The 26,014-nt window shown below is 39.3% G+C and carries 22 protein-coding genes and 1 pseudogene; 20 read left to right on the top strand and 3 right to left on the bottom strand.

Annotation, left to right across the window (positions count from 1 at the left end; translation table 11 throughout):
* The 3 genes and pseudogenes from BV372_RS03665 to BV372_RS03655 form a co-directional block, all read left to right on the top strand.
* Window positions 1-274 (top strand): annotated as a pseudogene (locus BV372_RS03665) (photosystem II q(b) protein); the annotation flags it as partial.
* A gap of 206 nt (window positions 275-480) precedes the next feature.
* Window positions 481-1,674 (top strand): PD-(D/E)XK nuclease family protein, encoded by a 1,194-nt coding sequence (locus BV372_RS03660; protein WP_218776675.1) that lies wholly within the window; start codon window positions 481-483, stop codon window positions 1,672-1,674.
* A gap of 130 nt (window positions 1,675-1,804) precedes the next feature.
* Window positions 1,805-2,392: a Uma2 family endonuclease gene (locus BV372_RS03655; protein ID WP_086683427.1), complete on the top strand. Its 588-nt coding sequence runs from the start codon at window positions 1,805-1,807 to the stop codon at window positions 2,390-2,392.
* A gap of 14 nt (window positions 2,393-2,406) precedes the next feature.
* On the opposite strand, the gene BV372_RS03650 is transcribed toward BV372_RS03655, so the two are convergent.
* A complete protein-coding gene (locus tag BV372_RS03650) occupies window positions 2,407-2,841 on the bottom strand; it encodes a hypothetical protein (RefSeq protein WP_179197966.1) in 435 nt (144 codons plus the stop codon).
* Between the two features lie 456 nt (window positions 2,842-3,297).
* Between BV372_RS03650 and clpB the strand changes: the two genes are divergently transcribed.
* Window positions 3,298-5,916, top strand: coding sequence for an ATP-dependent chaperone ClpB (gene clpB, locus BV372_RS03645; RefSeq protein ID WP_086683425.1), 2,619 nt, complete (start codon window positions 3,298-3,300; stop codon window positions 5,914-5,916).
* Window positions 5,917-6,342: 426 nt separating this feature from the next.
* Window positions 6,343-6,597, top strand: coding sequence for a Nif11 family protein (locus BV372_RS03640; RefSeq protein WP_086683422.1), 255 nt, complete (start codon window positions 6,343-6,345; stop codon window positions 6,595-6,597).
* Window positions 6,598-6,922: 325 nt separating this feature from the next.
* On the opposite strand, the gene BV372_RS03635 is transcribed toward BV372_RS03640, so the two are convergent.
* Both BV372_RS03635 and BV372_RS03630 read right to left on the bottom strand, forming a co-directional pair.
* A complete protein-coding gene (locus BV372_RS03635) occupies window positions 6,923-7,498 on the bottom strand; it encodes a DUF924 family protein (RefSeq protein WP_086683419.1) in 576 nt (191 codons plus the stop codon).
* A 5-nt stretch (window positions 7,499-7,503) separates the two neighbouring features.
* The gene (locus BV372_RS03630) at window positions 7,504-8,061 is read right to left on the bottom strand and encodes an SRPBCC family protein (RefSeq protein WP_086683416.1); all 558 of its coding nucleotides are present in this window, start codon (window positions 8,059-8,061) and stop codon (window positions 7,504-7,506) included.
* A gap of 322 nt (window positions 8,062-8,383) precedes the next feature.
* Between BV372_RS03630 and BV372_RS03625 the strand changes: the two genes are divergently transcribed.
* The 15 genes from BV372_RS03625 to BV372_RS03560 all read left to right on the top strand — a co-directional run.
* A complete protein-coding gene (locus BV372_RS03625) occupies window positions 8,384-8,578 on the top strand; it encodes a hypothetical protein (protein WP_086683413.1) in 195 nt (64 codons plus the stop codon).
* Between the two features lie 205 nt (window positions 8,579-8,783).
* Window positions 8,784-8,948: a rubredoxin gene (rd, locus tag BV372_RS03620; protein WP_086683410.1), complete on the top strand. Its 165-nt coding sequence runs from the start codon at window positions 8,784-8,786 to the stop codon at window positions 8,946-8,948.
* A 49-nt stretch (window positions 8,949-8,997) separates the two neighbouring features.
* Window positions 8,998-10,236: an NAD(P)/FAD-dependent oxidoreductase gene (locus tag BV372_RS03615; protein ID WP_086683436.1), complete on the top strand. Its 1,239-nt coding sequence runs from the start codon at window positions 8,998-9,000 to the stop codon at window positions 10,234-10,236.
* An 818-nt stretch (window positions 10,237-11,054) separates the two neighbouring features.
* Window positions 11,055-12,494: a sugar transferase gene (locus BV372_RS03610; protein WP_086683432.1), complete on the top strand. Its 1,440-nt coding sequence runs from the start codon at window positions 11,055-11,057 to the stop codon at window positions 12,492-12,494.
* 497 nt (window positions 12,495-12,991) lie between these two features.
* Window positions 12,992-13,933: a cyclopropane-fatty-acyl-phospholipid synthase family protein gene (locus BV372_RS03605; protein ID WP_086683407.1), complete on the top strand. Its 942-nt coding sequence runs from the start codon at window positions 12,992-12,994 to the stop codon at window positions 13,931-13,933.
* Between the two features lie 32 nt (window positions 13,934-13,965).
* Window positions 13,966-15,414 (top strand): oligosaccharide flippase family protein, encoded by a 1,449-nt coding sequence (locus tag BV372_RS03600; protein ID WP_086683404.1) that lies wholly within the window; start codon window positions 13,966-13,968, stop codon window positions 15,412-15,414.
* Between the two features lie 109 nt (window positions 15,415-15,523).
* The gene (locus BV372_RS03595; RefSeq protein ID WP_086683401.1) at window positions 15,524-16,624 is read left to right on the top strand and encodes a glycosyltransferase family 4 protein; all 1,101 of its coding nucleotides are present in this window, start codon (window positions 15,524-15,526) and stop codon (window positions 16,622-16,624) included.
* A gap of 21 nt (window positions 16,625-16,645) precedes the next feature.
* Complete coding sequence (locus BV372_RS03590; RefSeq protein ID WP_086683398.1) at window positions 16,646-17,896, top strand: O-antigen ligase; 1,251 nt, start codon at window positions 16,646-16,648, stop codon at window positions 17,894-17,896.
* Between the two features lie 3 nt (window positions 17,897-17,899).
* Complete coding sequence (locus BV372_RS03585) at window positions 17,900-19,000, top strand: glycosyltransferase family 4 protein (RefSeq protein ID WP_086683395.1); 1,101 nt, start codon at window positions 17,900-17,902, stop codon at window positions 18,998-19,000.
* Window positions 18,990-19,748 (top strand): WecB/TagA/CpsF family glycosyltransferase, encoded by a 759-nt coding sequence (locus tag BV372_RS03580; RefSeq protein ID WP_086683392.1) that lies wholly within the window; start codon window positions 18,990-18,992, stop codon window positions 19,746-19,748. The genes BV372_RS03585 and BV372_RS03580 overlap by 11 nt, the downstream gene beginning before the upstream one ends.
* Window positions 19,749-19,791: 43 nt before the next feature.
* Window positions 19,792-20,847, top strand: a complete 1,056-nt coding sequence (locus BV372_RS03575) for a glycosyltransferase (RefSeq protein ID WP_086683389.1) — start codon at window positions 19,792-19,794, stop codon at window positions 20,845-20,847.
* Between the two features lie 70 nt (window positions 20,848-20,917).
* Window positions 20,918-22,081: an endo-1,4-beta-xylanase gene (locus tag BV372_RS03570; protein WP_086683386.1), complete on the top strand. Its 1,164-nt coding sequence runs from the start codon at window positions 20,918-20,920 to the stop codon at window positions 22,079-22,081.
* Window positions 22,082-22,273: 192 nt separating this feature from the next.
* Complete coding sequence (locus tag BV372_RS03565) at window positions 22,274-24,487, top strand: polysaccharide biosynthesis tyrosine autokinase (RefSeq protein WP_086683384.1); 2,214 nt, start codon at window positions 22,274-22,276, stop codon at window positions 24,485-24,487.
* Window positions 24,488-24,673: 186 nt separating this feature from the next.
* Entirely contained in the window at window positions 24,674-24,808 is a 135-nt protein-coding gene (locus BV372_RS37380; protein WP_256973077.1) for a hypothetical protein, read from the top strand.
* Between the two features lie 202 nt (window positions 24,809-25,010).
* A partial coding sequence (locus BV372_RS03560; protein ID WP_143844954.1) for a DUF1565 domain-containing protein occupies window positions 25,011-26,014 on the top strand: 1,004 nt, incomplete at its 3' end.

Raw genomic sequence — 26,014 nt, 5'->3', positions numbered from 1 at the left:
TCTGCACTTCTTCTTGGCTGCATGGCCTGTAGTCGGTATCTGGTTTACCGCACTGGGTGTAAGCACAATGGCGTTCAACTTGAACGGTTTCAACTTCAACTCCTCTGTGATTGATTCGACTGGTCGCGTCATCGGTACTTGGGCTGATGTGATCAACCGCGCTAACCTGGGTATGGAAGTGATGCACGAGCGTAACGCTCACAACTTCCCCCTCGATTTGGCTGCTGGCGAAGTTGCTCCTGTTGCTTTGAGCGCTCCTGCTATCAACGGCTAATATGTTTGAGAAATCAACAATAATTTCTTTGTGAATCAAAAGCGCTCTTCCAATCGGGAGGGCGCTTTTTTATGGTTATTGGATAGGGCGATCGCTCCTGTGAAAAATAAGATTTTTATCCAGTTCTAGATTGTAAAAGTTATTCTTAGTAAATTTATGGGAATAATACAATTGTTGTTTAATTAAAAAAGCTATTAGTAATGATAATGCCCCCAACAGATCGAGCATTGCTAGAAAAGTTTATTGTTGATAATGAAGAATTAGACAATCTAGAATCAAAACTTGCTCAATTTAATATTTTTGAAGCAATTGGCGTAGTGCGTCAAGAAATACGTCACTCAAATTTTTTAGCATTTTTGTTAAATCCATCTGAAAACCATAGGCTTGATGACATTTTTCTGAAGCGATTTCTCAAGCGAGTACTTTTAGATACGGATGAGCCTACAGGTGCAAATTATTCAAATATCAGCCCTGTTAATATAGATATCGCTAATTTATCAGATGTTGAAGTTAGACGAGAGTGGAAAAATATTGATATTTTTATACACTCACCGCGTAACAAATTAGTATGTGCGATAGAAAATAAGGTTGGCTCTAAAGAACATTCACAGCAACTACTAAGATACCGCAAGATTATTGAACATGAATATAGCTCTTATAGAAAGATTTTAATTTATTTAACACCAGAAGGAGATCTACCATATGACAAAAATTGGAGAGTATATAAGTACTCTAAGGTTACTGAAATAATTGATAGCATTTGCACAAGCTGTAAATCTACGCTTGGTACAGATGTTTATTCCTTAATGGTTCATTATTCTACATTAATTAGGAGGCATATTGTGAGTGATTCGGATGTAGCTGAACTCTGCCGTAAAATATACATTAAGCATAAGCAAGCTCTTGATTTAATTTTTGATCATCGTCCAGATATACAATCGCAGATTGCTGAAAATATTTGCGAACTATTGAAAATTGAATCTCACAGAATATTTGTAGAGCCACCTAAAAAAAGATTTATAGATTTTGTCCCTATTGATTGGAAAAAAAGTAACTTACCTCTTTTATTTCACTTTGACAATTCTGCTGAGCATCTCGTACTAAGGCTGCTGATTACACCTGCTGAAAATAATACTAGCATTAACTTTATGCGTAAAAATATTTATCAAATGTACACAGATAATCTCAGAATTTTTCAAAATAGTAACAAAAAGAGGAAACTTTCAGAGACTTGGACTACTATATATCAAGAAGTTATCTTGAATAAGAAAGATTATGAAAGTAGCGAGTTTGAATTCTTAGTAAAAAAAGTACAAGATTTTTGGGAACAATTTATTAAAGGTGATTTTGTAAAGATAGAAAATCTAATTAATGACAATCGAGATAAGCTAATCAACTAAAATATCTTTGTACATCCTGAAGCGTGAGGATGAGGTTTAGCGATCGCTTATACAGATCAAGCGGGTTTATCTTTGTGCGATCGCCTGCCCCACAGCACTAAACTATAAAATAGTATGTTGGAGTCAGTTGATGAACGCTGTTACAATCACTTTACCCCCTACCCTCAAATTGAAAATCGACTTGACCGATGATCAGTTTTTCCATCTGTGTCAGAAAAACGGCGATTATCGATTTGAGCGCACAGCGTCAGGGGAAATATTAATTATGGCACCATCAGGAAGCGAGACAGACAGGCGCAACGTTAAAATCACTACACAACTCGATATTTGGAACGAGCAAAATCATCTAGGTGAAGTTTTTGGTCCATCTGCTGGCTTTAAATTGCCCAATGGTGCAGATCGTTCTCCGGATGCTTCTTGGGTGAAGCTTGAGCGGTGGAATGCTTTAACCCTAGAACAACAAGAAAAATTTGCTCCCATTTGTCCTGATTTTGTGGTGGAGTTACGTTCTCCTAGTGATTCCCTAAAAGACTTACAGGATAAAATGCATGAATATATTGCAAATGGCGCTCGATTAGGCTGGTTAATTGATCGCAAGAATAAACGAGTGGAAATTTATCGTCACGGAAAAGATGTAGAGATATTAGACAATCCGGCTATCTTATCAGGTGAAGATGTATTACCTGGATTTGTATTGCATTTACAGCAGATTATGTAGCTTGATCAAAATCTTCAACGATTAGGGTAGACATAGCGCATTTCAAAACAACTCTGTTCCCAAAGTGGTAGCAATGCTTGCTTTGCTGCGTTCATCTGAGGCTGTGAGAAATTAATTTTTCCGTTTTCTATAATCCAGATAAATATACGAGTTATTAAAACTGCATTAAAAGTTTTTTCGTATTCATTATTATTGATTCTTGTTACTTGTTCATCTAAACAACTAATAGCATTTTTAAAAGTCCAAGTTTTTCTATATATTGATTTGAGATTATCAATTGTCTCTTGTGTCTTCTGCCAATCAACTCTATGCAAATTTGCCATAATATAATCCATACCATCTATAGCAGAGTCAGTATTACGAACTAAATCTGTAAATGCTCTATAATATGCACCCAAGAGCACAGCAGAAATATTCTCTATATATACTTTGTAAAATTTGATAGTCAAAAACTTGTATCCATTTGATAAATTGTTCAATCTGCTCTGAAACTGACATTTGATAATCTACTTGTTGAGATAAATTTACTTGAGAGATGTTGTTGTCTAATTAGCAATTTATCAAGTCAGTTTAGATAGTGTAGTGATGTCCAATACTTTCAAATAAAGCTGAGTAAAACAAAGCACTAAAATTATTAAAGCAAGCAAGTATCTTAAGCAAAAGCTAAGCGAACAGTAGTAGGCTAATATTTTGGACTCAGGACTTAGTACTACTGAAGAGAGGTAATACTACTACTTGAGAAAGACGTGAAGACCGATCCAGCTATTTGCCACCCTCTCCTTACAATGATTTTATAAGAACTAATCTGATTCTCTTTGCCATAAACACTTTGTAAGGGCGGGTGAACCGCGGTCTGCGAGTGTTAGTTATCCCCTTTGTGTCTAGAGTGGATTCTCCACAAGCCTATGCAACCCACTAATCCCAACCAATTTACAGAAAAAGCCTGGGAAGCGATCGCCCATACTCCAGATATTGTTAAACAATATCAACAACAACAGATTGAAAGCGAACACCTGATGAAAGCCCTGCTAGAACAAGAAGGTCTAGCTAGCGGGATATTGACAAAAGCGGGTGTGAATCTGCAAAAAGTCCGCGATCGCGCCGAACAATTTATTCAACGTCAGCCTAAAGTATCCGGTAGCAGCACTTCTGTCTACTTGGGACGCAGCTTGGATACGCTTTTAGACCGGGCGGACGCTTATCGTAAGGAATTTAAGGACGAATATATTTCAATTGAGCATTTATTGCTGGCTTATGCCAAAGATGACCGCTTTGGTAAAGCTTTATTCCAAGAATTTGGTTTAGACGAAGGCAAGCTAAAAAATATTATTAAACAAATTCGGGGGAGCCAGACAGTGACCGACCAAAATCCAGAAGGTAAATACCAATCGCTGGAAAAATATGGGCGCGATCTCACAGAAGCCGCCCGGAAAGGTCAACTCGATCCAGTGATTGGGCGCGATGATGAGATTCGTCGCACGATCCAAATTCTCTCTCGCCGTACCAAGAATAACCCCGTACTCATTGGTGAACCTGGTGTTGGTAAAACTGCGATCGCCGAAGGACTAGCACAACGGATTCTCGCTGGAGATGTGCCTCAGTCCCTGAAAGACCGCAAGCTGATCGCCTTAGATATGGGTGCTTTGATTGCAGGGGCGAAATTCCGGGGTGAATTTGAAGAACGCCTAAAAGCAGTATTAAAAGAAGTTACTGAATCCGGCGGCAATATTGTTCTATTTATCGATGAAATTCATACCGTTGTTGGCGCTGGTGCAACCCAAGGGGCGATGGACGCTGGGAACTTGTTAAAGCCAATGTTAGCCAGAGGCGAATTGCGCTGTATTGGGGCAACGACTTTGGATGAATACCGCAAGTATATTGAAAAAGATGCGGCTTTAGAAAGACGCTTCCAGCAAGTTTATGTGGATCAGCCCAGTGTAGAAGATACAATCTCTATCTTACGGGGGTTGAAAGAACGGTATGAAGTCCACCACGGGGTAAGGATTTCTGATAGTTCTTTAGTCGCCGCAGCTACATTATCCAGTCGTTACATTAGCGATCGCTTTTTACCAGATAAAGCCATCGACTTAGTAGACGAAGCCGCAGCTAGACTAAAAATGGAGATCACCTCCAAGCCAGAAGAACTTGACGAAATCGATCGCAAGATTCTGCAACTGGAAATGGAGAAGTTATCTCTGCAAAAAGAAAGCGACCTAGCTTCCAGAGAACGCTTAGAAAGACTGGAAAAAGAACTGGCAGATCTCAAAGAACAGCAAAGAACGCTGAATGCTCAATGGCAATCTGAAAAAGATATTATCAACAAAATTCAGGCTGTCAAAGAAGAAATTGACCGAGTTAACCTAGAAATTCAGCAAGCAGAAAGGAATTACGACCTCAACCGAGCTGCGGAGTTAAAATACGGCAAGTTAACCGATTTACATCGCAAGTTAGAAGCTGCCGAAAGTGAACTATCGCGTGCCCAAGGTACAGGAAAGTCACTTTTGCGCGAGGAAGTCACAGAAGCCGACATTGCGGAAATTATTTCTAAGTGGACAGGAATTCCCCTCAGCAAGTTGGTGGAATCAGAAAAAGAAAAACTACTGCACTTAGAAGATGAACTCCACCGCCGGGTAATTGGACAAGATGAAGCCGTCACAGCCGTAGCTGATGCCATTCAGCGATCGCGTGCTGGATTAGCCGATCCCAATCGTCCAATTGCTAGCTTTATTTTCCTAGGGCCCACAGGTGTGGGTAAAACCGAGTTGGCAAAAGCCCTAGCAGCATATATGTTCGACACTGAAGAAGCTTTGGTGCGAATTGATATGTCGGAGTACATGGAGAAACACGCTGTTTCGCGATTAATTGGCGCGCCTCCTGGATATGTTGGTTACGAAGAAGGCGGACAACTCACAGAAGCACTTCGCCGTCGTCCTTATGCGGTGATACTTTTCGACGAAATTGAGAAAGCACACCCCGATGTATTTAATGTCTTGCTGCAAATTCTCGATGATGGTCGCGTCACCGATGCCCAAGGTCATACGGTAGATTTCAAGAATGCGATTATTATCATGACCAGCAACATCGGTTCGCAGTACATTCTCGATGTTGCAGGCGATGACACCCGCTATGACGAAATGCGCCGTCGCGTAATGGAAGCCATGCGCAATAGCTTCCGTCCAGAGTTCCTCAACCGTATTGACGAATTTATTATTTTCCACAGCTTGCAGAAACAGGAATTGCGGCAGATTGTGTTGTTGCAAGCCGATAGATTGCGTCAAAGACTCAGCGATCGCAAGATCTCTCTAAGACTGTCTGATGCTGCCCTTGACTTCTTAGCTGAGGTTGGATATGATCCCGTGTTTGGAGCGCGTCCACTGAAGCGAGCAATTCAACGAGAATTAGAAACTCAGATTGCCAAAGCTATCTTGCGCGGCGAATTCCACGACGGCGACTCTATCTTTGTAGATGTGCAAAATGAACGCCTTTCCTTCAGCCGCTTGCCTGTTGAGGTGTTTACTAGCTAATCCGGTTACCTATAACCTCGTTCAAAGACGCCAAGACACTAGAAAGTTCTTGGCGTTTTTGTACACAACTCCCTACAAGTAGCGATCGCTATTCAGCTAAATACGTGTTATTCAAATATCTATATTTTGATGCTGCTTAATTCTTACCTAGGTATGAACTTAAATAAAATCATCTTTTTTGTCAAAAAAATTCTACCACTGTAGATAAAAACAAATTACAATATCTTCTTTATAATCATCCTTTCAATAGTTGACTATTTATCTATGTTTATGCACTTCAAATTCAAACCACCACAGCTTTTGCAGAACTTTATAAGAAAAAGAACCAAGCTTATTCAAAGCTAAAATATCCAACCCGGAATTAGAGTTTGTTTATATGTAGTTGTTAGTAAATTAGAGAATTCCTATCAGAGGAGGAAACATTATATGTCACTAGAACAAGTTAATAGTTTTTATAACCTTTTAACATCAGAGCCAGCAATTTACGATCAATATTATAAGAAGTGCTGTAGTCAAGGATTTTTTGGTAGTTGCCATTGGGATAAAGCTAAGATTGTGAGATTTGCTGCTACTCATGGCTATAGCTTCAATGAAACCGAGTTAGATCAAGTATGGTTTGAAGGTGAATCCAGCTTTACAGAAAATTCTTTGAATCTAGCAAAATCGGGGAATTTTTCTTGACGACAAGGTGATTACATAGAAAAATTTTTACCCCTGATGAAGAAGGTATTATTCCTTCTAGTCTTAGTCCAGATCCTTTTTTCCAGCATTATGAAATGCTGAATAATAAACATTACCCAAGCCCGTCTTCATCAGGTTATCAAGCTTCAAAACAATAAAATACTGCTATTGAGCAAGTATAAATATGGTGAAGGAGATTAATAGCATACATCGAACTTTAAGCTCTTTTTGATAAATTAATAGCCATAACATTTCTAGAGAATCTAGGCTTTGGCAATACCTGATGTCAAGACGCCTTCCTATAAGAAAGCGTCTTGTCAATAAATTAAAATAACGAACCTGGCTGTGTTAAGAACTCTATTTCCTCAGGACTGGAAGGGCGTCCCAAAATATTATTCCGATGAGGAAAACGCCCAAAACGATCAATTATCTCCATATGTTTAAAAGCATACTTAATTGCACTAGCACTTTCAGGATCGTGGCTGATTTGCTGAAATAGCTTCACACACCGCCGCTGATCTTCCAAGTTTTCGCTATGTTCAAAGGGCAAATAGATAAACCAGCGTTCCACAGGCAGGAATTCACGGTCATAGCCTCTGGCTACAGCTTGCTGCGCTGCTGAAAGTGCTTCCCAATCAGTAGCAAAGGCTTGGGGAGTACCACGAAACATATTTCGGGGAAATTGATCTAGCAGCAGAATCAGTGCTAGACAAGATTGAGGTAAATCGACCCAATCATCTAAGTGCCCTGCTGCTGCCTTTTGGTAATCTTGAAGAAAGCGGCTTGCCAATTCCCGATCAAAATCCGGTGTTTTGCTAAACCAAAAATTTCTAGGTTTGCCGTAACTCGGTTCATCGGGATGACCAAACCAGAATTCCAAAATAGCTTTTGCCTGTGACATTGCTGTTATTGACCCTTACAAAGCACTTGCCGCATTTTACGCATATTCGCAGGCAACTCAAAATTCATTGCTTGTTGAATAAAAATAGAGGGGATCAGCATATTAGGCGTAGCTTGCACGTTATAAGCAAGCAAAGTGCCATTACCACAATCTTGTAGTTCTAAATTGGCTTTAAAGTCCTCAAAAGACCCTTTTTCCATCCGAAATTGAATTTGTTGCCCTAGCACTTCTACAACATTTAGGTAAATTTCGACCTGAGCTGTAAAAAATAAAAAAGCTTTTTGTGCGGCTTGATACAAACGCTTCGCCTCACCTTTAGACAAAACCTCACTTTTAGTAATGTCAGGAAAATAATGTACCCACCGGGGATAGTCAGTTAATTGCTGCCATACTTGCGATCGCACTAGTGGCACATACATCCAAGCGGTGACAGCACCACCCCACGCCGTATGCGATTCTGTTTTGACAAAGATTTCACCCTGCATGAGCAACTTTTGCTCGTTTTGATTCCAAGGCATACTCGAACCTTTATTTATTGAGTCTGAAATATGAGACGCAGACATATTGATTTTAGTTACTCCTCAAACCAGCCACTTTACACGGTTTAAACTACGAACCATTTCACTGGCTCGAGTCCAACCGCTTAAATTCTAGTTCCACTCAACTAGATAAAACTTCCGGAAATAGTGATTTCTTGGTAAATATTTGATGAATATACTTAAAAATATGTATCTATTATGAAAAAAATTTAAAGAAAAGATTTACCTACTTCTACACGAGTCTCACTTTCAGCGGAAAACTGAATTTCTAAAAGATAGAATGGCACAAACATCATCAAATATGCAAGTTGCATTCACTAAATTATTGAGGTCAGAGGCAAAATAAGTGAGTCAGTCTTCTTTAAATCGTAGATTAACCCAAATTTTCGGCATCCTACTGGGCATAGGAATAGCCGTGTGGCTACTGAGAGGGTTCGGTCTTCTCACTTTTATTCCCGGCGGTATTATTTGGCTATTATTACTAGGAGCGATCGCTATTGGGATTCTCAGTTACGTTCAAAAGACCTGGTGGCGTTTTTAACATTCACTCCGCTTCGCTCCTTCAGATATGAAAAAAGGAGAAGAGAAACAAAGGGGGCAAGGGGGACAAATAACTATTGGCCCTTGTCCCTTGACAAATGCCCTACTTTCACAACAGTAAAAAATAGTAACGAGCTTATGGTACAGTGCTGCCAGCTGTATATATATAGTGAAGCAAAATCAGGAATTCTCCAGGGGGAAGCACAATGGCAAAGTATATATGTACTATCTGCGGCTATGAATACGATCCAGAAGTGGGCGATCCAGATGGTGGGATAGAACCAGGAACAGCCTTTGAAGATATTCCAGAGGATTGGGTATGTCCAGCATGTGGCGCGACAAAAGATGAATTTGAACTAGTAGAAGAGTAAAGTTAACAGCTAGCCTAGTAAAGTAGGTACTGTTGAGAGATTTTTGAACTTGTTACCATTGAAAATTGTTGTTATTGGGGGTGGGGCTGCGGGATTTTTTGGTGCGATCGCTTGTGCTAAAGTCAATCCTCATGCCCAAGTTACTTTACTAGAAGCCAGCCGTCAACCACTGGCGAAAGTTCGCATTTCGGGTGGGGGACGCTGTAATGTTACTCATGCTTGTTTTGAAGCAGAAAGGTTGGTGCAAAATTATCCTAGAGGTGGCAAAGCTCTTTTGGGTGCTTTCACTCGCTTTCAAGCACAAGATACAGTAGCTTGGTTTGCGGCCCAAGGAGTACAGCTCAAAACTGAAGCCGATGGCAGAATGTTTCCCATAACGGATAGTTCCGAAACGATTGTTGACTGTCTGATGAATGCGGCTAAAGAGGCTGGGGTAGAACTTCGCATTGGTACATCTGTGGTAACAGTGAAACGACAAACGGAAACAACAGGGTTCGAGATTGTCTTAAAGTCAGGAGAGATGCTAAAGTGCGATCGCTTACTGCTAGCAACAGGAAGCAACCTTGCTGGTTATAAAATAGCCCAAGAGTTAGGTCATCAAATTGAACCGCCTGTACCCTCTTTATTTACCTTCAACATTCCAGATCAAAAGTTGAGGGCATTGGCTGGGATTAGTGTTAACCCTGTAAAGTTGCGCTTGTCTATTAGTAACAAACCCCCACTAGAACAAACTGGACCATTACTAATTACTCATTGGGGTTTAAGCGGTCCATCTGTTCTGAAACTTTCCGCTTGGGGGGCGAGAGTTTTACATGAAACGCGCTATCAGTCCAAATTATTGATTAATTGGCTACCCGATTTGCAGCAAGAACAAGTGCGGCAAAAAATTTTAGCTGTCAAGACTGAATGGGCAAGGCGGCCAATTACACTCCATCGCGGAGTTGACTTACCCCATCGCCTATGGCAATACATTCTCACCCGCGTCGGGATATCTACAGAAGACCGTTGGGCAGGACTGTCTAACAAAACCTTAAATAGATTAGTAGGAGAACTCACTCAGGGAGAATACTTAATTATTGGTAAAGGAGTCTTCAAAGATGAATTTGTGACCTGTGGAGGTGTTAATCTTAAAGAAATCAACTTCAAAACGATGGAAAGTAAGTTGGTTTCAGGTCTGTACTTTGCAGGAGAAGTCCTAGATATAGATGGCATTACTGGTGGCTTTAACTTCCAGAGTGCTTGGACTACTGCCTACATAGCTGGTAATGCTATAGGAATTAGCAATTAAGTAAAACCTAATATTCTGCTTCCGTACTTGCCCGGTGATCCTAGCATAAATATGTAATTAAGAATTTTCTTCATATTATCAACACAAACTAAATTTTGTGAGACATAAAAATTAAATACTCCGTAAAGTTGCCATCAATTGTGTAGCTCTGGGGTCTAGAAATGTTAACTTCTAACTAGCAAACGCTATTTCATACGAAACCAAAAGTTGAGTTAGATGAGACAAATAGTCCTAAAACCTTTGAAGTATCTACCGCCTGAAGTACATCCCTCTCTAGAGATAGATTCATTAATTCTTATTTGTTGAGAAAATCTCTAAGTAGTATTCACATTCGGGGAGGCAATCTTAGTAAGACATATTGAACGAGTTATTCGGAGGCAATTGTATTTAAATTACATTAAACCGTCCGAATTGATGTTACCTCTAACCAGGAAAGTAGAGTCTCAAGTATTACCTTAAGACTGCTACGGCTGGAGCCAATAGGCAGGTTGGTAAAAAAAGCATGATTACCGCGGTAGATATACAGTTCAATAAACCACCAAAATTAAGAGGAAACACTTAAGTCCTTACGTCTTGCCACTACGTGAAGCTTGAATTAAAAACTTATAGACAGAAGTATGAAAAACTCTTTAGCTGTAAAGCTTCGGAAAGTTGAAGAGACACAAAATTGTGTGCAGATATAGCCTATGTGCACAGTAATGCTAGAGATAAAGCCCATTGAAGTGCTGGGCTGGCAATACAGTTTTTAATCAACTCACCCCAATGTGCAATTAGGTAAACCAAAGATTATTGATGAATTAAATAATCCAGTAAAAATTATGACGATTAAAATTGTAACAAATACTAATTTAAGAGAAGTTCCTCTAGATTTGCGGGCATCTGTATCTCTAGGAGTAAGAAAAGGTTTATGGTGGCTACGATTAACAACATTGGTTACACTAGACTCTACTCTTTTATTCGTGGCTTGGATATTAGCTAAATATCATACTGATGCAGTGGATTTTTATTGGCAGACGCCAAATAGTTTTTCACCACTACTTATGACTGTTGCTATTCAAATAGCAGCGCTAGCAATTCAAGGTAATTATCAGCCTGGTAAAAAGCGTTATGACTATTTGAATATTATTAAAACGCTCAGCTTTGCCCACGGATTAATATTAGTTGCAGGTTTTTTGTATCAATCTCCTGTTGAGATTACACGCTCAACATTAATATGGTCTTGGTTACTCAGCACATCATTTGTTTGTACTGGCAGAGCGGCAGCAAACATTACACTTGAATATCTTCGGAACCGCAAAATTTTAGGACAGTCTGCTGTTTTTATTATTTGCGATCCTGAAGATACCGAAAAGTTTATTAGTTCTATTAAGAAAGAAAAGCGATACATAATTTGCGGAACTGCAAGTGCTAGGTGCTTAGATAGATATTATCGTCAGGAAACTATAGAAAAGCTCAATCAGTTAGGAGTAACGGAGGTTTTTATCGCTTGGAATGCCATCAAAAATAGAATGTTTTTACGTTGGTTATTTCAAGCATCTGGGATCACGGTACATCTTTTATCCGTGGAAATCAAAAACATTTATAGAAATGTAGAATTTAATCAAATTGGTGGCGTAACTTGTCTAAGTTTAGATTGTCCCATCATCACCAGTAAAGATTTTTGGATCAAGAGGAGTTTAGATTTTTGCCTAGCTGCGATAGTAGTAATTTTATTATTCCCCATTTATATAGCGATCGCTATAGCAATCAAGCTAGATTCTCCTGGTTCAGTATTTTACAGGCAGACCCGTATTGGTTTACGTGGCAGACCTTTTAAAGTCTGGAAATTCCGTACCATGCGGTCTGATGCAGAAAAATTGCAAAGAGAGTTAGAAGCATTAAACGAGACAAAGGATGGGATTATTTTCAAGATTAAAAATGATCCTCGCATTACACGTGTAGGTGCATTTCTCCGTCGGTATAGCTTAGATGAATTACCTCAGCTTTTTAACGTGCTATCTGGAGAGATGAGTTTGGTTGGACCTCGGCCTTTACCTACTAGAGACGTAGATAAGTTTTCCGAACACCATTTTATTCGTCATGAAGTTTTACCTGGTATTACAGGACTTTGGCAAGTTTCAGGCAGATCGGACATTTTAGATTTTGAACAAGTAATCAAGCTTGATCTTAGCTACATTGAAAATTGGTCACTTTGGCTAGATTTTGAAATTTTGCTCAAAACAGTTAAGGTAGTTCTTAATAAAGAAGGTGCTTACTAGCTAATAAGAGCAATATAGGGTTTACCAACCCAGTGAGTTACAAGAAGAAGTAATTAACCCACATGAACACAGCGAAAAGTCAAGCCAGTGCGTTCCTAAGCCACCCCCGTGCAGGGGTTCCTCCCGTTGAGGGGAGTGGCGTGTCGCCTTGCGTCGCAAAGCAACTGGCGTCGAAGCGCCGACTTCCGGCGAGCAGAACTTTTCAAGACAGATGAATACAGATAAATTCTTACCTTAACAGACTAGGAACCGCTATAAGCAATTCTGAGTTACACAATTAATTATGAAAATAAAAATTATGGAGAATTAATATAATTGGTCTAAAGCCTGACATATCTGAATACCTAAATATTAAGTGGGATCAGCATATTAATAATCATACTAATTAACCGCATTCCCATCCAAATTACCTAATGACATCAAAATAGTTTCTCTAGTAAAAAAAAAGATGAGTTTTGAACAACTAACTTAGTAAAAGTTAAAATAAGGAGTTATTTATGGAACCAAGAGGAGCTGAATTAATAAATCGTTATAAGCGCATATATAGATTTTCTGAAGAAATAGAGATAACCGAAGAAATGATACTTCGACACTGGGAACTAGAAAAAAAATTAACAAAAGAAATTTTAGATTCCCAACCAGAGAATCGATGGGAAATATCTGAACGAGCCTATACTGTTCTTTATAGCGAATTAGAGTGGCTAAATAAAACTCCTGAAGATACTAGAACACCAGCAGAAAAATATCAGACTTGGGTTAAAACGATAGGCTGCCACCCTAAAAAAATTTATGAAGTCGGTTCTGGTAAAGGAGAACTGATAGCATATTTAGCTAAATGTGAATATGAATGTAAAGGTACAGAAATTACAAGGGAGCGTGGCTCAAAACATGTCAATGATTCATCACCATACTTATCTTGGGGTAACTCTGATGGTATACATTTAGACAGTTTTGAACCAGCCGAATTTTATGATGTTGTCTTATCTAATCAAGTTATTGAGCACTTTCATCCGGACGATTTAAATACCCACTTTAAGAGTGCTCATATCATTCTTAATCAAAGTGGACGATACATTTTTACTACACCCCATTGTCATACAGGTCCTCATGATGTATCGCTAGTATTTAAATATGATAATCCTCAAGGAATGCATCTTAAAGAGTATACGTATCTTGAATTAGCGGAATCTTTAAGTATTGCTGGATTTCACAATGTATATTGTGCTGTTCCTACTGCAATTAGAAAACTGCTGGGAAAAATAGGAATTCAAAAAGACGAACAGATAATATCAATTGGCTCCTTTTATTTAAATTTTATGGTGATAGTAGAAAAAATTATTTTTTTGCTACCCAAAAAGAACTTACGCCGATTATTAGCTAAAAACCTCAGAAAAATTTATCTTTTTGCAGATAATATTTTTTTGGTTGCTCAAAAATAAATCAAATATTATCAACAGTAACAAAATAATTAATGGCAAACTCAAAGCTACTAAAAAATTCCTTGTCACTTTTAATAAATAGAATAACTCAAGGAATTACAACCTTTGTGATAACTGCTGCCATAGCTCGCAATTTAGGAGCTAGTGAGTTAGGGCAATACACTTTAGCAATAAGTTACTATTATATATTTGTGACTATTGCTTCACAGGGTTTAAAAACTTTATTTACACGAGAACTAGCCCGCAAGCCAGAAGAAATTCCAGTTTATCTGGTAAATGGTACTTTGTTGCAGTTAAGCTTAAGCATCATTGGTTATTTATTACTAGTTGTTGTAGTGTTTTTACTACCGTATAGTGATGACACTTCAATGATTTGTTACATCATGGGCTTATCAATAGTTCCGTTTGCCCTTTCCAATATTACAGAGGCAATTTTCCAAGCTCAAGAAAAAATGCATCTAATTGCTATTTCAACAGTACCTATTTATATCCTACGTTTATTAGCAATGCTTTGGTGTCTGCCACTGAAATATGCAGTTAGTTATATTGCTGGAATTATAGTGTTATCTGAAACTTTAATTTTATTAATAGAATGGGTTTTACTTACACGAGCAGTCAAACCAAAATGGAATCTTAATAAAGATTTTTTTCTAAGTACTCTCTATTCTGTTCGCACCTTTTTTGCTATTGATGCAGCAGGAATGATAGCTAGTAAAATTGATATTCTTACACTCTCACTTTTGGGTAGTGAGTTTTTGCTTGGTCTTTATGGTGCGATCGGGCAATTGATGCAACCTTATATGATTGTTTCAAATAGTGTTAGTCTTGCGGCTTTTCCCAATATGTCGAAAGCAGTAGCTTTAGGGCGGGAAAACCAACGTAAAGTTACAGAAAATATTATATCCGTTTTACTTTGTATGGGGCTACCTTTCATTATAGGGTTGTTATTTTTTGGCAGTGAATTACTAACATTTGTCTATCAGAACCAAAGTTTTTCGCAGGTAGCTATAGTTTTATATATCAGTTCTATATCAATAATTACATCCACATTTTGTCGCTCTCTGAGTTATTTACTAATAGCAAATGGATTAGAGAAATTCAATCTTTTGGAAGTTGCTATCACATGCGTGGTAGGAGGTTTAGCTGGGATAATTTTAATTCCTCAATATAAATTAATAGGTGCAGCATTGATGAGTTTAATAATGTCTTTGACTAATTTTAGTTTATATATGTACATCGCGTACAAACGCCTGTTTTCATTGCGTGTATGGCAAATTCTACGTCAACCACTGCTAATTAGCAGCTTAATGACAATTGTATTTTTAATCCTTAAGAAGACTAATACAGCTTTTTTATTAACTTTGATTATATCAATATCTGTTTATGGGTTATTTATGGGCTTAGGCACTGTTCATCAATTTGGAGGGTTTTATAAGGTGTGGCAAAAAATCTCAAGACAAGGTAAATATGCTGAAAAATAATTCAAAATAGAAGATTTTCTCCTATAGCCTTAAATCTTGATTAATAATTAAATTAAATACAGAATACTGGACTTTAACCACCTACGCGTTTTAAAACCTTGTAAATCTAATGGCTCTTAGAGTTGCACTACTAAATTTTTGCTTTGATGATTACACTATTGAATTGGCCAATAGTTTAGTGAACTATGTAGATTTAATCTTAATTCAACAAGAGAAAAGTTCTTCTGCTTGTAAAGGTGTTCTTGATGAGCGTATTCCTGTGCTGAGGTTTAAAAAACCATCCATGCGCAATCCCAAGAATATACTTTCTATGTGGGAAATGATGCGTCTAATTCGAGAAGTCAAACCTGATGTTCTGCATGTTCAAGAAGCATATGACATTTGGTATCTATTAACTATTTTGCTAAATAAAACTCCTCCTCTGGTGACAACTATTCATGATGTTTTTAGCCACCCAGGTGATGGTGAAACAGTATTTGCTTCTGAGTACACTCGACCTATTTCTTTCCATCGATCGCAACAATTGATTGTCCATACTCAGCTACATAAACAAACATTAAATCAGAAATTTGGCATATCTGAACAACAAATTAATGTGCTACCGCATGGTGAACTTGGTAGTTTATATCAGCGCCGCAGCCATAAGAAAAACCTATTGCGCGAGCCATATACTTTGCTATTTTTTGGGCGAATTTGGCCATATAAAGGCTTAAAATATTTGCTGCAAGCTATGCCACTAGTTGCTGAACGTTTTCCAGAGGTAAAGCTGATTATTGCTGGCAGAGGTGAAAACATTAATCAATATTTTCCTCATGGCTATGACGAGCAACGCTATGAAGTTATGAATAATTATATTTCTTACGAAGATGTAGTTAAATTATTTGAACGCAGCACAGTCACAATTTTGCCTTATATCGAAGCCTCTCAAAGTGGTGTAGCAGCGTTATCCTATGGAATGGGAACACCTGTAATTGCATCGGAAGTAGGTGGCTTAAAAGAGATAGTTCGACATCAAGAAGATGGCCTTTTAGTTCCGCCTGGCGATGTTCAAGCACTTGCTGATGCGATTATTGATCTATTGAGCGATCGCCAGTTGCAGCAAAAAATGCAAATTGCGGCCCTATCTCGCTCGCAAGAAGACTTAAACTGGTCAAATATTGCTGCTCAGACAGTTGATGTTTACCAAAAAGCAATCCAAATGTCCGCATAAATAAGCCTCTGCCTTCAAGATATGAGAAAACTTTTAGGATTTGCCGAGCGAGCATTTACGGTTTTGTCCCTGTTGCATTACTCAGGCGGGCCACTAGTGGGGATTTTAACAGGTGGTCAAAGTGAGGGAGAGGCATTAGAAGAGGCTTTTAATCCTATCCCGGTTCGGGTGCTGTTCATTTTTATTTATGCAGTTACTCTGCTACTGCTGATTGCTCGCTGGAAAAAAGTAGTTTATTTACTCAGCAAAGATAAATTTATCTGGAGTTTAGTTGCAATTGCAGTATTCTCTATATTTTGGTCTTATGACCCAAGCATTACACAAACTAGGACTATTGGATTAGTAGGAACTAGCTTATTCGGAATTTATTTAGCTACACGCTATACCCTAAAAGAACAACTTGAGTTGTTGGCTTGGACATTCGGTTTAGCAGTCATCTTAAGTTTAACATTCGTTGTGGCATTGCCAAGATATGGAATCATGGGTGGGATACATGCCGGAGCTTGGCGAGGTATTTATCCTCATAAAAATTCCTGTGGCATCATCATGATGCTGAGTTCATTGGTCTTCTTGCTGCTTGCTCTTGACAAGAAAGAAAAATCTTTACCTTTATGGTTGGGATTTGGCTTATCAGTAATATTTCTGATACTTACAAGATCGACTTCATCGATGTTGAATTTTGGGAACATGATGATCGCATTCTTTTTCTTTCGAGCATTACGCTTGCGATTAGATATGATGATTCCTACCTTATGCTTGTTTGGTACAATAGTTTCCAGCTTATTTGTCCTTCTGCAAACAAACTCTGATAGCATACTGGCTTCTTTCGGCAAAGGTTCCAACCTCAGCGGTCGTACAGATTTATGGTTAGCTGTGTTGGACATGATTTGGAAAAAGCCTTGGCTAGGTTATGGCTATGGTGCTTTTTGGCTTGGCGAGAACAGCGAAGCTGCTAATGTCTGGTACGCAGTAGGTTGGAAAGCACCCTATGCTCACAACGGATGGTTAGATATTTGGTTAACCGTAGGGCTTTTGGGTTTATTAGTATGTGCGTTAGGTTTTATATTCAGCTTCTTGCGCTCATTACTCTGGGTTTCCTACAGCAAAACTTTTGATGGGTTGTGGCCGGGAATTTTCATCATATACATCTTTTTAGCCAACATGACTGAAACGACATTTATGGTGCAAAACAATATTTCTTGGGTGCTTTATGTTGCAGCCGGACTTTCAGTGTTAATGTCACCGAAAAAGTCATCACAAATGGTTGTTTGATCTATGAATCAATTCAAAATATTAATGATAGGTGCAAGTCTTAAACAGAACGGAGGAATAGCTACTGTTGAAAAATTGTTAATTCAATATATTGCTCCTAATATTAAAATTCAGCATATTACCAGCCATGATGAGGGTTCGATTTTACACAGAGTCACAGTGTTTGGTAAAGCTCTAGCAAATTTACTGTGGAGTCTGTTAAGCCAAAAAATCGCTCTTGTACATATTCATCTTTCTGATGGAGGTAGCCTTTTACGCAAAGCTATTTTGGTAATTTTGGCTTTAGTATTCGGTAAGCCTGTATTAATGCACGCTCATGGAGCCGAATTCCATTTAACTTATAACAAGCTGCCTCAATGGGCACAGCAAGCCGTAAGCTGGGTATTCCGTCACTGTCAAGGATTTATTGTACTTTCAAAAACCTGGCAAGATTACTATGTAGACAATTTGGGGTTAAATCCAAAACAAGTGATTGTTATGCCTAATCCCACCGAACTACCAGCTCAGGTTCCCAATCGTCAAAACTCTACTAAGATTAATCTGGTATTTTGCGGGCGAGTGGGTCAACGCAAAGGGGCCTTTGATCTAATCGAGGCGTTCGCCAAATTACCGGATAGTCAAAAACAATCCACTCAGTTAATTCTGGCAGGAGATGGAGAGATCGCCAAAGCACAACAGCTAGCAGCCAATCTCAACCTAGCAGAACAGGTAACTTTTCTAGGCTGGATTAATTCTCAACAAAGAGATGAATTGTTATCCAAAGCAGATATGTTTATTTTGCCTTCCTATAACGAAGGTCTACCAATGGCCATATTAGAAGCTATGGGCTGGGGTTTACCCATAATTGCAACGCCTGTAGGAGGTATACCAGAATTGGTAATTGCAAAACAAAACGGTCTGTTAGTTACTCCTGGCAATATTCAACAGTTATCGCAAGCAATGCAGTTGTTGATTGCTGATGAGAACTTAAGGCTCTCTCTAGGAAAAGTTGCTAGAAAAAATGTTGAACAATTTGATATTAGAAATTATTGCCATCATTTAGCTGAAATCTATTATTCATTATCACAATTTCATCAAACGGAGGAAGTAGTGCATGAGAATTAATATTTGTGGCACAGAAATAGATAAATATAGTTTTAATGAAGTTGTTACCAAAATTGTTAATCATGCGCTCTCAAAAGGTAAACCAGAATATGTTGTGACTCCTAATGCTATGCATATTTTGTCCTTACAAAAAGATGCTTTTTTCCGAGAAATTTATCGCCAAGCTTTCTTAGTTGTGCCAGATGGAGTGTCTTTGTTATGGGCAGCTAAGTTTTTGCAAACTCCCCTTAAAGGTAGAGTTAATGGTACAGATTTGTTTGAAAAACTCTGTGCTATTGCAGCAGAAAAAGGATTAAAAGTATTTTTATTAGGTGGTCGTCCTGGAGCCGCTGAACAAGCTAAACAAAAGCTGAAAGATAGGCATCCTAATTTGTCAATTGTGGGAACTTATTGCCCCCCCTATGGATTTGAGTACCAACCAGAAGAATTAGAATCGATAAACTCTAAAATTAAAGCTGCATCTCCCGATATTCTCTTTGTCGGCTTGGGCGCACCCAAACAAGAAAAATGGATAGCTCACAATTATTTAGAGTTACAAGTGCCAATTTCTATTGGGATTGGAGTGAGCTTTGAGCTAGTTGCTGATCTGGTCAGAAGAGCGCCAGTTTGGATGCAAAAGACAGGTCTAGAGTGGTTGTTTCGCCTGATTGTTGAGCCTAGCCGTTTGTGGAAGCGATATATTTTGGGTAATCCTACATTTATTTGGCTGGTACTGAAACAGCGCTTTGGAACATTGAAGTTTAACTAATCATCAATAATTATAATTTTGCTAAAATTAAGAGGGTAGGAAATTGAAAATTAGTATTGGTATACTTGCCTATAATGAGGCAAACTGCATTAGCACCACGCTGCAATCTCTATTTAAACAGAGTATATTTAACGAGGTTGATACCAACACAGCAGTCGAAGTTGTGGTAGTGCCTAATGGTTGTAGTGATGAGACAGCCGCGATCGCTAGTGGTACATTGGAAAATTTGGTGAAGTCTGCGGCTAACTCCTCTGTATCTTGGAGTGTTTGCGAAGTTAAAGAAGCAGGGAAGCCGAATGCCTGGAATCATTACGTCCATAAGTTTTCCGATCCCAGTGCTGACTACCTGTTTCTGATGGATGCTGACATTCAGTTTCTTGCTCCTACCACTCTCCACTCAATGGTTGAGACGCTGGAAGTCAACCCCGATGCCTGGGTATCTGTAGACACTCTGGTTAAGGACGTAGCACTGAAGGAGAAAAAAAGCCTCATAGACCAATTGTCTCTTTCCGTTTCGCGAGTATCTGGAGCTAAATCAGTATGGATCTGCGGACAGCTTTACTGTACTCGCGCTTCTGTATTACGCAGAATTTGGATGCCCAAAGGTATTGAAGTTGAAGACGGCTTCCTCTGGAAAATGGTCGTCACCGATTTGTTGACTTCACCGGAAGTTCCAGAGCGGGTGGTGCGTGCTAATTCTGCATCTCATGTTTTTGAAGCTTACACTGATATACGTCGCTTACTCCGACACGAGCAATGGTTGATTTTAGCCAATACAATCAACACGTTTATCTATAACGATTTACAGTCAAACTGCAACAAGCAGCAAGATGCTGGTTCAATCATCAAGTCTAGAAACGAGCAAGACCCTTCATGGGTAAGCAAGCTAATTCAATCAACAGTATCCCAAAAGAATGGATGGGCTATCCCTGAATGGTTGCTATTGCGTCGATTTAAGAGCCTCCTAAATCTATCCTTGCATAAGGCATTAATCTTTTTTCCCATTGCCGTCACAGCATTTCTTGTAGACCTACTGGTTTGTTTCCAAGCTAATAATCGATTGCACAAGTGGGAGCAATATAGTTCCAATAAGACTTGAGGCTCTGTAGTTAAGAAAAATAACTGACGGGAAAATCGACAGACTTAGCTCATCTAGGAGATGATTGGCAATGGCAAACAATGAGTTGCTCAATAGGCGAAGTTTTCTCTACTTAGGCTTGGGAACTGCGGCCAGCATAGGTGCTGTGACAATCAGCAAAGCAATACATCCCCATCAGCAGATTCAAGCTGTTACTCCTTTAAGAAGAGACTTCAGCGTAGTTGGGCAAACTCCTTTAAAACAGCGTGCTGCTAGTAAGGGGTTAATCTATGGAGCAGATTGTGGCACCTTAAATTTACAATCCGATCCGGCACTAGCCAAGGTTGTTGCCCGAGATTGTGCCATGTTAGTGGCAGGATTTTTGAAGTGGAATCTTATACGTCCCTCAGGGGATAGATTTGATTTTACTAGAGGTGATTGGTTTGCAAGCTTTGCTCGCAAACAAGGTATGTTACTGCGGGGGCATACTTTAGTATGGCATCTGTCTTTGCCTTCTTGGTTTAAGGAGACAGTTAATCATCAAAATGCCCAGCCGTTGTTGACGCAACATATTCAGAAAGTTGTCGGTCATTATGCTGGACAAATGCATTCTTGGGACGTAGTAAATGAGGCTATTGATCCGCAGGATGGAAGATCTGATGGTTTGCGAAATACACCTTGGCTGAAGTATTTAGGGAAAGATTATATAGAATATGCTTTTCGCTTAGCTGCGGAAGTAGATCCCAAAGCGTTATTGGTTTACAACGACTATGGAATAGAATATGACACTCCAAAACAAGAAGCCAAAAGAAATGCTGTTTTAAAGTTACTAGAGCGTTTGAAATCGCGGGGAGTACCAATTCATGCTCTAGGTATTCAATCTCACTTAGAAGCTAATGGAAAGAAGTTTAACCCTAAAAAGTTACAGACTTTCCTCAGTCGTGTTGCTGACATGGGGTTGAAAATTATGATTACAGAGTTGGATGTTATAGACAAAAAATTACCTTTAGATATTCGTGCACGCGATCGCTTTGTGGCAGCAACTTATGAAGATTATCTTGGGACAGTATTGCAAGAACCAGCGGTCATCGCTGTAATCAGTTGGGGAATTAGCGATCGCTATACATGGCTTGCAGAATTTGAACCTCGTGATGATGGCGCTGCTGTCAGGCCTTTAGCACTAGATGCAAATCTCAAACCTAAATTGGCATGGAATGCGATCGCTAGAGCTTTTGATCGTGCCCCTAGACGCTAAATTCAGTATTTTTATCGATATAACACAAGCCTTGTAGATAACTTCATAGTTTTTTAATCTAATTAGTATATACTACTGTTGAATAGTATTATTAATTTCAATAGTAATGCTTCATGACAACTTTAAGTAAGTAAATTTTTTGTCTATTGCCTGAAACTGGCACTTTTGAAAATTCTATCTTTAGGAAGAGCTATGGAATCTAGAGAATCTATTGATTTCGACTTGGGTCGTTACTTATCGATAGTGAAACGGCAATGGATACCTGCTGTCACTATCTTTGCGAGTACAGTAGCTCTCAGCGCTGTAGCGACAACATTTCTGAAGCCAACTTATCAAGCAGAAGGCAAATTACTATTTAAAACTCCCTCTTTTAACGTAGTCGGAACTAATCTCTTGCCTAGTGACTCTGAAGGAGGGGGTTCGGGTGATTTGAAGCCTTTAGTTTCAACTCAGAATCCTATAAGTACTCAAATAGAAGTGATTTCTTCGCCTATTTTGTTGCAAAGGACAATAGACGAACTACAACTTAAGAATGCTATAGGCGAACCGTTAACAGTTGAATCACTGAAAAAAGCCATAAATCTAAAAATTATTGGTGGTACAGATGTGTTGCTAGTTAGCTATAACAGCCCAAATCCTGAAGAGGCTGCGGCGGTAGTCAACACAATTATGAATCTCTATCTAGAGAATGATATTCTCACAAATCGTGGCGAAGCTGAAGCTACTCGGAAATTTATGGCCAAGCAGCTTCCTAACACTAAAAATGCTGTTCAGGAAGCAGAAGCAGCGCTACGCATATTTAAACAAAAGTATAATATTGTGGACTTGGTTGAAGAGACAAGGTCAGCAGTTGCAATTATTGGAAATTTAGATAACGGGATTAATACGGCAAAAGCTGATTTAGACCAAGCCACTGCTCAAACTAGAGAACTTCGCCAGAAAGTAGCTCTAAGTTCGCAAGAAGCACTATCTGCGAGTACTCTTAGTCAGTCACCTGGAGTACAGGCAATTCTCACACAACTTCAAGAGGTAGATCGTCAGTTAGCTACTGAACGCAGCCGTTTCCAAGATGAGAACCCTGTAATTGTTAACCTAGTAGCTAAGAAAGCTAACCTCCAAGCTCTCCTAAAACAGGAAGTTGGGCAGAATGGTGGTACTCAAGTCAATATTCAACCACAATCATTACAGATTGGAGAAACCAAACAAAACCTGATCAGAGATTTTCTGCAATCTGAAGTTCAGCGCCAAGGTTTAGCTCAAAAACTTAGTTCTTTGTACAATTCTCGCTCTACCTACGAGCAACGGGTGAAAATCATACCTCAGTTGGAACAACAACAACGCGAGCTACAACGGAGGCTAGAAGTTGCCCAATCTACCTACCAGACCCTATTGAAAAAGGTTCAAGAATTACAGGTAGCGGAAAATAATAATACACCCAACGCCCGGATTATTGCTAAAGGTTTAGTTCCTACCAAGCCAGCATTAGGGCTAAAACCTTTTGTTTTAGTGCTAGGTATTTTGTTAGGAGCCTTTTTAGCGACTACTGCTGTTGTCTTTCTAGAAACCAGAGACAGATCTCTCAAAACACTTAAACAAATTCGAGAGATATTTGGATATACCTTATTGGGGATAGTTCCCTCGTCTACTAAAAAGCTTCGTTCCCGTAATCGAGAGACAGATTTAATTAATCCAGAAATTGCTGTCATAGATACGCCTCACTCCTTAACTAGCGAAATTTATCGCATGATTCAGGCCAATCTGAGATTTTTGAGTTCAGATAAGGTCTTAAAAACTATCGTGGTAAGTAGTGCAGTTCCTAAAGAAGGCAAGTCTACAGTTTCGGCTAACTTAGCAGCCGCGATCGCTCAATTGGGACGTCGAGTTTTACTAATTGATGCAGATATGCGAGTTCCTTCTCAGCACCATCTCTGGCAAATAACCAATGCAGCTGGTTTGAGCGAGGTACTTGTTGGTGAGGCTGAATTTAAAACTGCTGCCTGTAACGTCATAGATAATCTTGATGTCTTAACTGCTGGCGTTAGACCTCCTAATCCACTGGCTTTGTTAGATTCCAAACGTATGGCATCATTAATTCAAGACTTTTCCAGTCAATATGATTTTGTAATTATTGATGCTCCACCACTGCTGCTAGCTGCTGATGCTTTGACTTTGAGCCACATGACTGATGGGATTTTGTTAGTAGCTCGTCCTGGAGTTATTGATTTTAACAGTGCTAATCATGCTAAAGAGATGTTAGAGCGCTCTGGTCACAACGTCTTAGGTTTGTTGGTGAATGGCATAAATGAGAACAATGAATCTAGCACTGATTTCTATCATGCCAAAGAATACTTTAGTACTGAAAACATAGCCACAGAATCTAGAATCAAAGCTAGGATACATAATTAGCTTAATAGATTTGGAATATCGCTGGCAGTACTTTTTTAAATACAATCAATTTCGTTGCTGAGGCTCTATTTTTTGCAGTCTCAGCTTTTTTATGTCTCTTATCATACCTAGCAAATTACTTATGAAATGTCATTACTAAGAAGGAGTCAGCATTTCCTCACGGATAAAGCCGGGGCTTGAGCAAGGATGCGATCGCTTTTGTTTTTCTCCACAGGTAAATCTGCTTTCTTCATGGCTTCCCGCAGGGTAGCAATCGTTGAAGGTTTGGAGATTGCTACATTCTCTACCTTAGTCTTCTCCTATCAAAGACGCTATGCGTAGCTTGCTTCCTCCTAGAGCTACCAGAACGGCTCTGCCGAAGGAATCTTTTGCTTGCGTTCAATATCAAGCAAATATTCTTCTCGATTTTTGCGGAATGTATCATACTACTGTGGAAGTCAATGTTGCGATTTAAACTTTAGCAATTGCTACCTACTTCAATGGTTAGCGCTAGGATATCTATGTCTTTTTTCGCAGTATAAATATGGCGCAAAATTTTTACGTAAATCCAGGGTCTGGCAGTGATACCAATGCTGGTAGCCAACAAGCTCCTTTCAAAACAATTGCTCAAGCCCTCAAGGTTGCTACTCCAGGCAGCAAAATTCAACTGGCAGACGGTAATTACAATGCTACTACTGGTGAAGTCTTCCCCCTAACCGTTCCATCTGACATAATAGTCGTAGGTAATGAGGCCAACAAAGGCAGCAGTGTTGTAATTGAAGGTAGTGGTAACTACCTCAGCCGTACATTTGCTGGACAAAATGTTACCTTTGTGCTACTCAATGGTGCAGAACTCAGGGGAGTAAGTGTCACAAATCCAGCTAGCCGTGGTTCTGCTGTTTGGGTTGAATCAAGTACACCTACCGTTGCTAATAATACCTTCACTAATTCCAAGCGCGAAGGAGTTTTTGCTACTGGTGATGCAAATCCAGTTATCCTCGGCAATGTTTTCTCTGAGAATGCTGCTAACGGTGTTTCAATAGCTAAAAATTCCAAAGGGCAAATTAAAGCTAATACCTTCTTCAAAACAGGTTATGGTATTGCTATTAGTGATGCTGCATCACCCATCATTGTGGATAACAAAATTTCCGAAAATCGCTCTGGGATTGTTATCTCTGGTACTGCGCGTCCCATTCTACGTAATAATATCAGTGAAAAAAATACTGATGACGGTCTCACAGTGATTGCAAATGCCCTTCCCGATTTGGGCAGTGCCGATAATCCTGGGGGTAACGTTCTACGCAACAACGGTAAGTTTGATTTACAAAATGCAGGTGCTAACAAGCTGATTTCTGTAGGAAATCAAATAGATCCGACTAAAATATCGGGCAACATTGAGTTTGCTTCCACTCCCATACCGACACCGACGCCAACCCCGACGCCAACCCCTACACCAGCCCCTACCCCAACACCGACACCCATACCTGTACCTGTACCGACACCTACCCCAACACCAACACCCACCCCAACGCCAACACCCACTCCAAC

This window comes from Nostoc sp. T09, from assembly GCF_002154695.1.
GTDB lineage: Bacteria > Cyanobacteriota > Cyanobacteriia > Cyanobacteriales > Nostocaceae > Aulosira.
Note: the sequence above shows the minus strand (reverse complement) of the source record. Positions and strands in the feature narration are given on the sequence as shown.

Bases quoted from the DNA above. Each gene is read 5' to 3' on its own strand.
- BV372_RS03570 (WP_086683386.1), top strand. From the start codon at position 20,918: ATGGCAAACAATGAGTTGCTCAATAGGCGAAGTTTTCTCTACTTAGGC.
- BV372_RS03600 (WP_086683404.1), top strand. From the start codon at position 13,966: ATGGCAAACTCAAAGCTACTAAAAAATTCCTTGTCACTTTTAATAAAT.
- BV372_RS03655 (WP_086683427.1), top strand. From the start codon at position 1,805: ATGAACGCTGTTACAATCACTTTACCCCCTACCCTCAAATTGAAAATC.
- BV372_RS03590 (WP_086683398.1), top strand. From the start codon at position 16,646: ATGAGAAAACTTTTAGGATTTGCCGAGCGAGCATTTACGGTTTTGTCC.
- BV372_RS03585 (WP_086683395.1), top strand. From the start codon at position 17,900: ATGAATCAATTCAAAATATTAATGATAGGTGCAAGTCTTAAACAGAAC.
- BV372_RS03610 (WP_086683432.1), top strand. From the start codon at position 11,055: ATGACGATTAAAATTGTAACAAATACTAATTTAAGAGAAGTTCCTCTA.
- BV372_RS37380 (WP_256973077.1), top strand. From the start codon at position 24,674: ATGCGATCGCTTTTGTTTTTCTCCACAGGTAAATCTGCTTTCTTCATG.
- rd (WP_086683410.1), top strand. From the start codon at position 8,784: ATGGCAAAGTATATATGTACTATCTGCGGCTATGAATACGATCCAGAA.
- BV372_RS03595 (WP_086683401.1), top strand. From the start codon at position 15,524: ATGGCTCTTAGAGTTGCACTACTAAATTTTTGCTTTGATGATTACACT.
- BV372_RS03630 (WP_086683416.1), bottom strand. From the start codon at position 8,061: ATGTCTGCGTCTCATATTTCAGACTCAATAAATAAAGGTTCGAGTATG.
- BV372_RS03660 (WP_218776675.1), top strand. From the start codon at position 481: ATGCCCCCAACAGATCGAGCATTGCTAGAAAAGTTTATTGTTGATAAT.
- BV372_RS03580 (WP_086683392.1), top strand. From the start codon at position 18,990: ATGAGAATTAATATTTGTGGCACAGAAATAGATAAATATAGTTTTAAT.
- BV372_RS03640 (WP_086683422.1), top strand. From the start codon at position 6,343: ATGTCACTAGAACAAGTTAATAGTTTTTATAACCTTTTAACATCAGAG.
- clpB (WP_086683425.1), top strand. From the start codon at position 3,298: ATGCAACCCACTAATCCCAACCAATTTACAGAAAAAGCCTGGGAAGCG.
- BV372_RS03635 (WP_086683419.1), bottom strand. From the start codon at position 7,498: ATGTCACAGGCAAAAGCTATTTTGGAATTCTGGTTTGGTCATCCCGAT.
- BV372_RS03565 (WP_086683384.1), top strand. From the start codon at position 22,274: ATGGAATCTAGAGAATCTATTGATTTCGACTTGGGTCGTTACTTATCG.
- BV372_RS03605 (WP_086683407.1), top strand. From the start codon at position 12,992: ATGGAACCAAGAGGAGCTGAATTAATAAATCGTTATAAGCGCATATAT.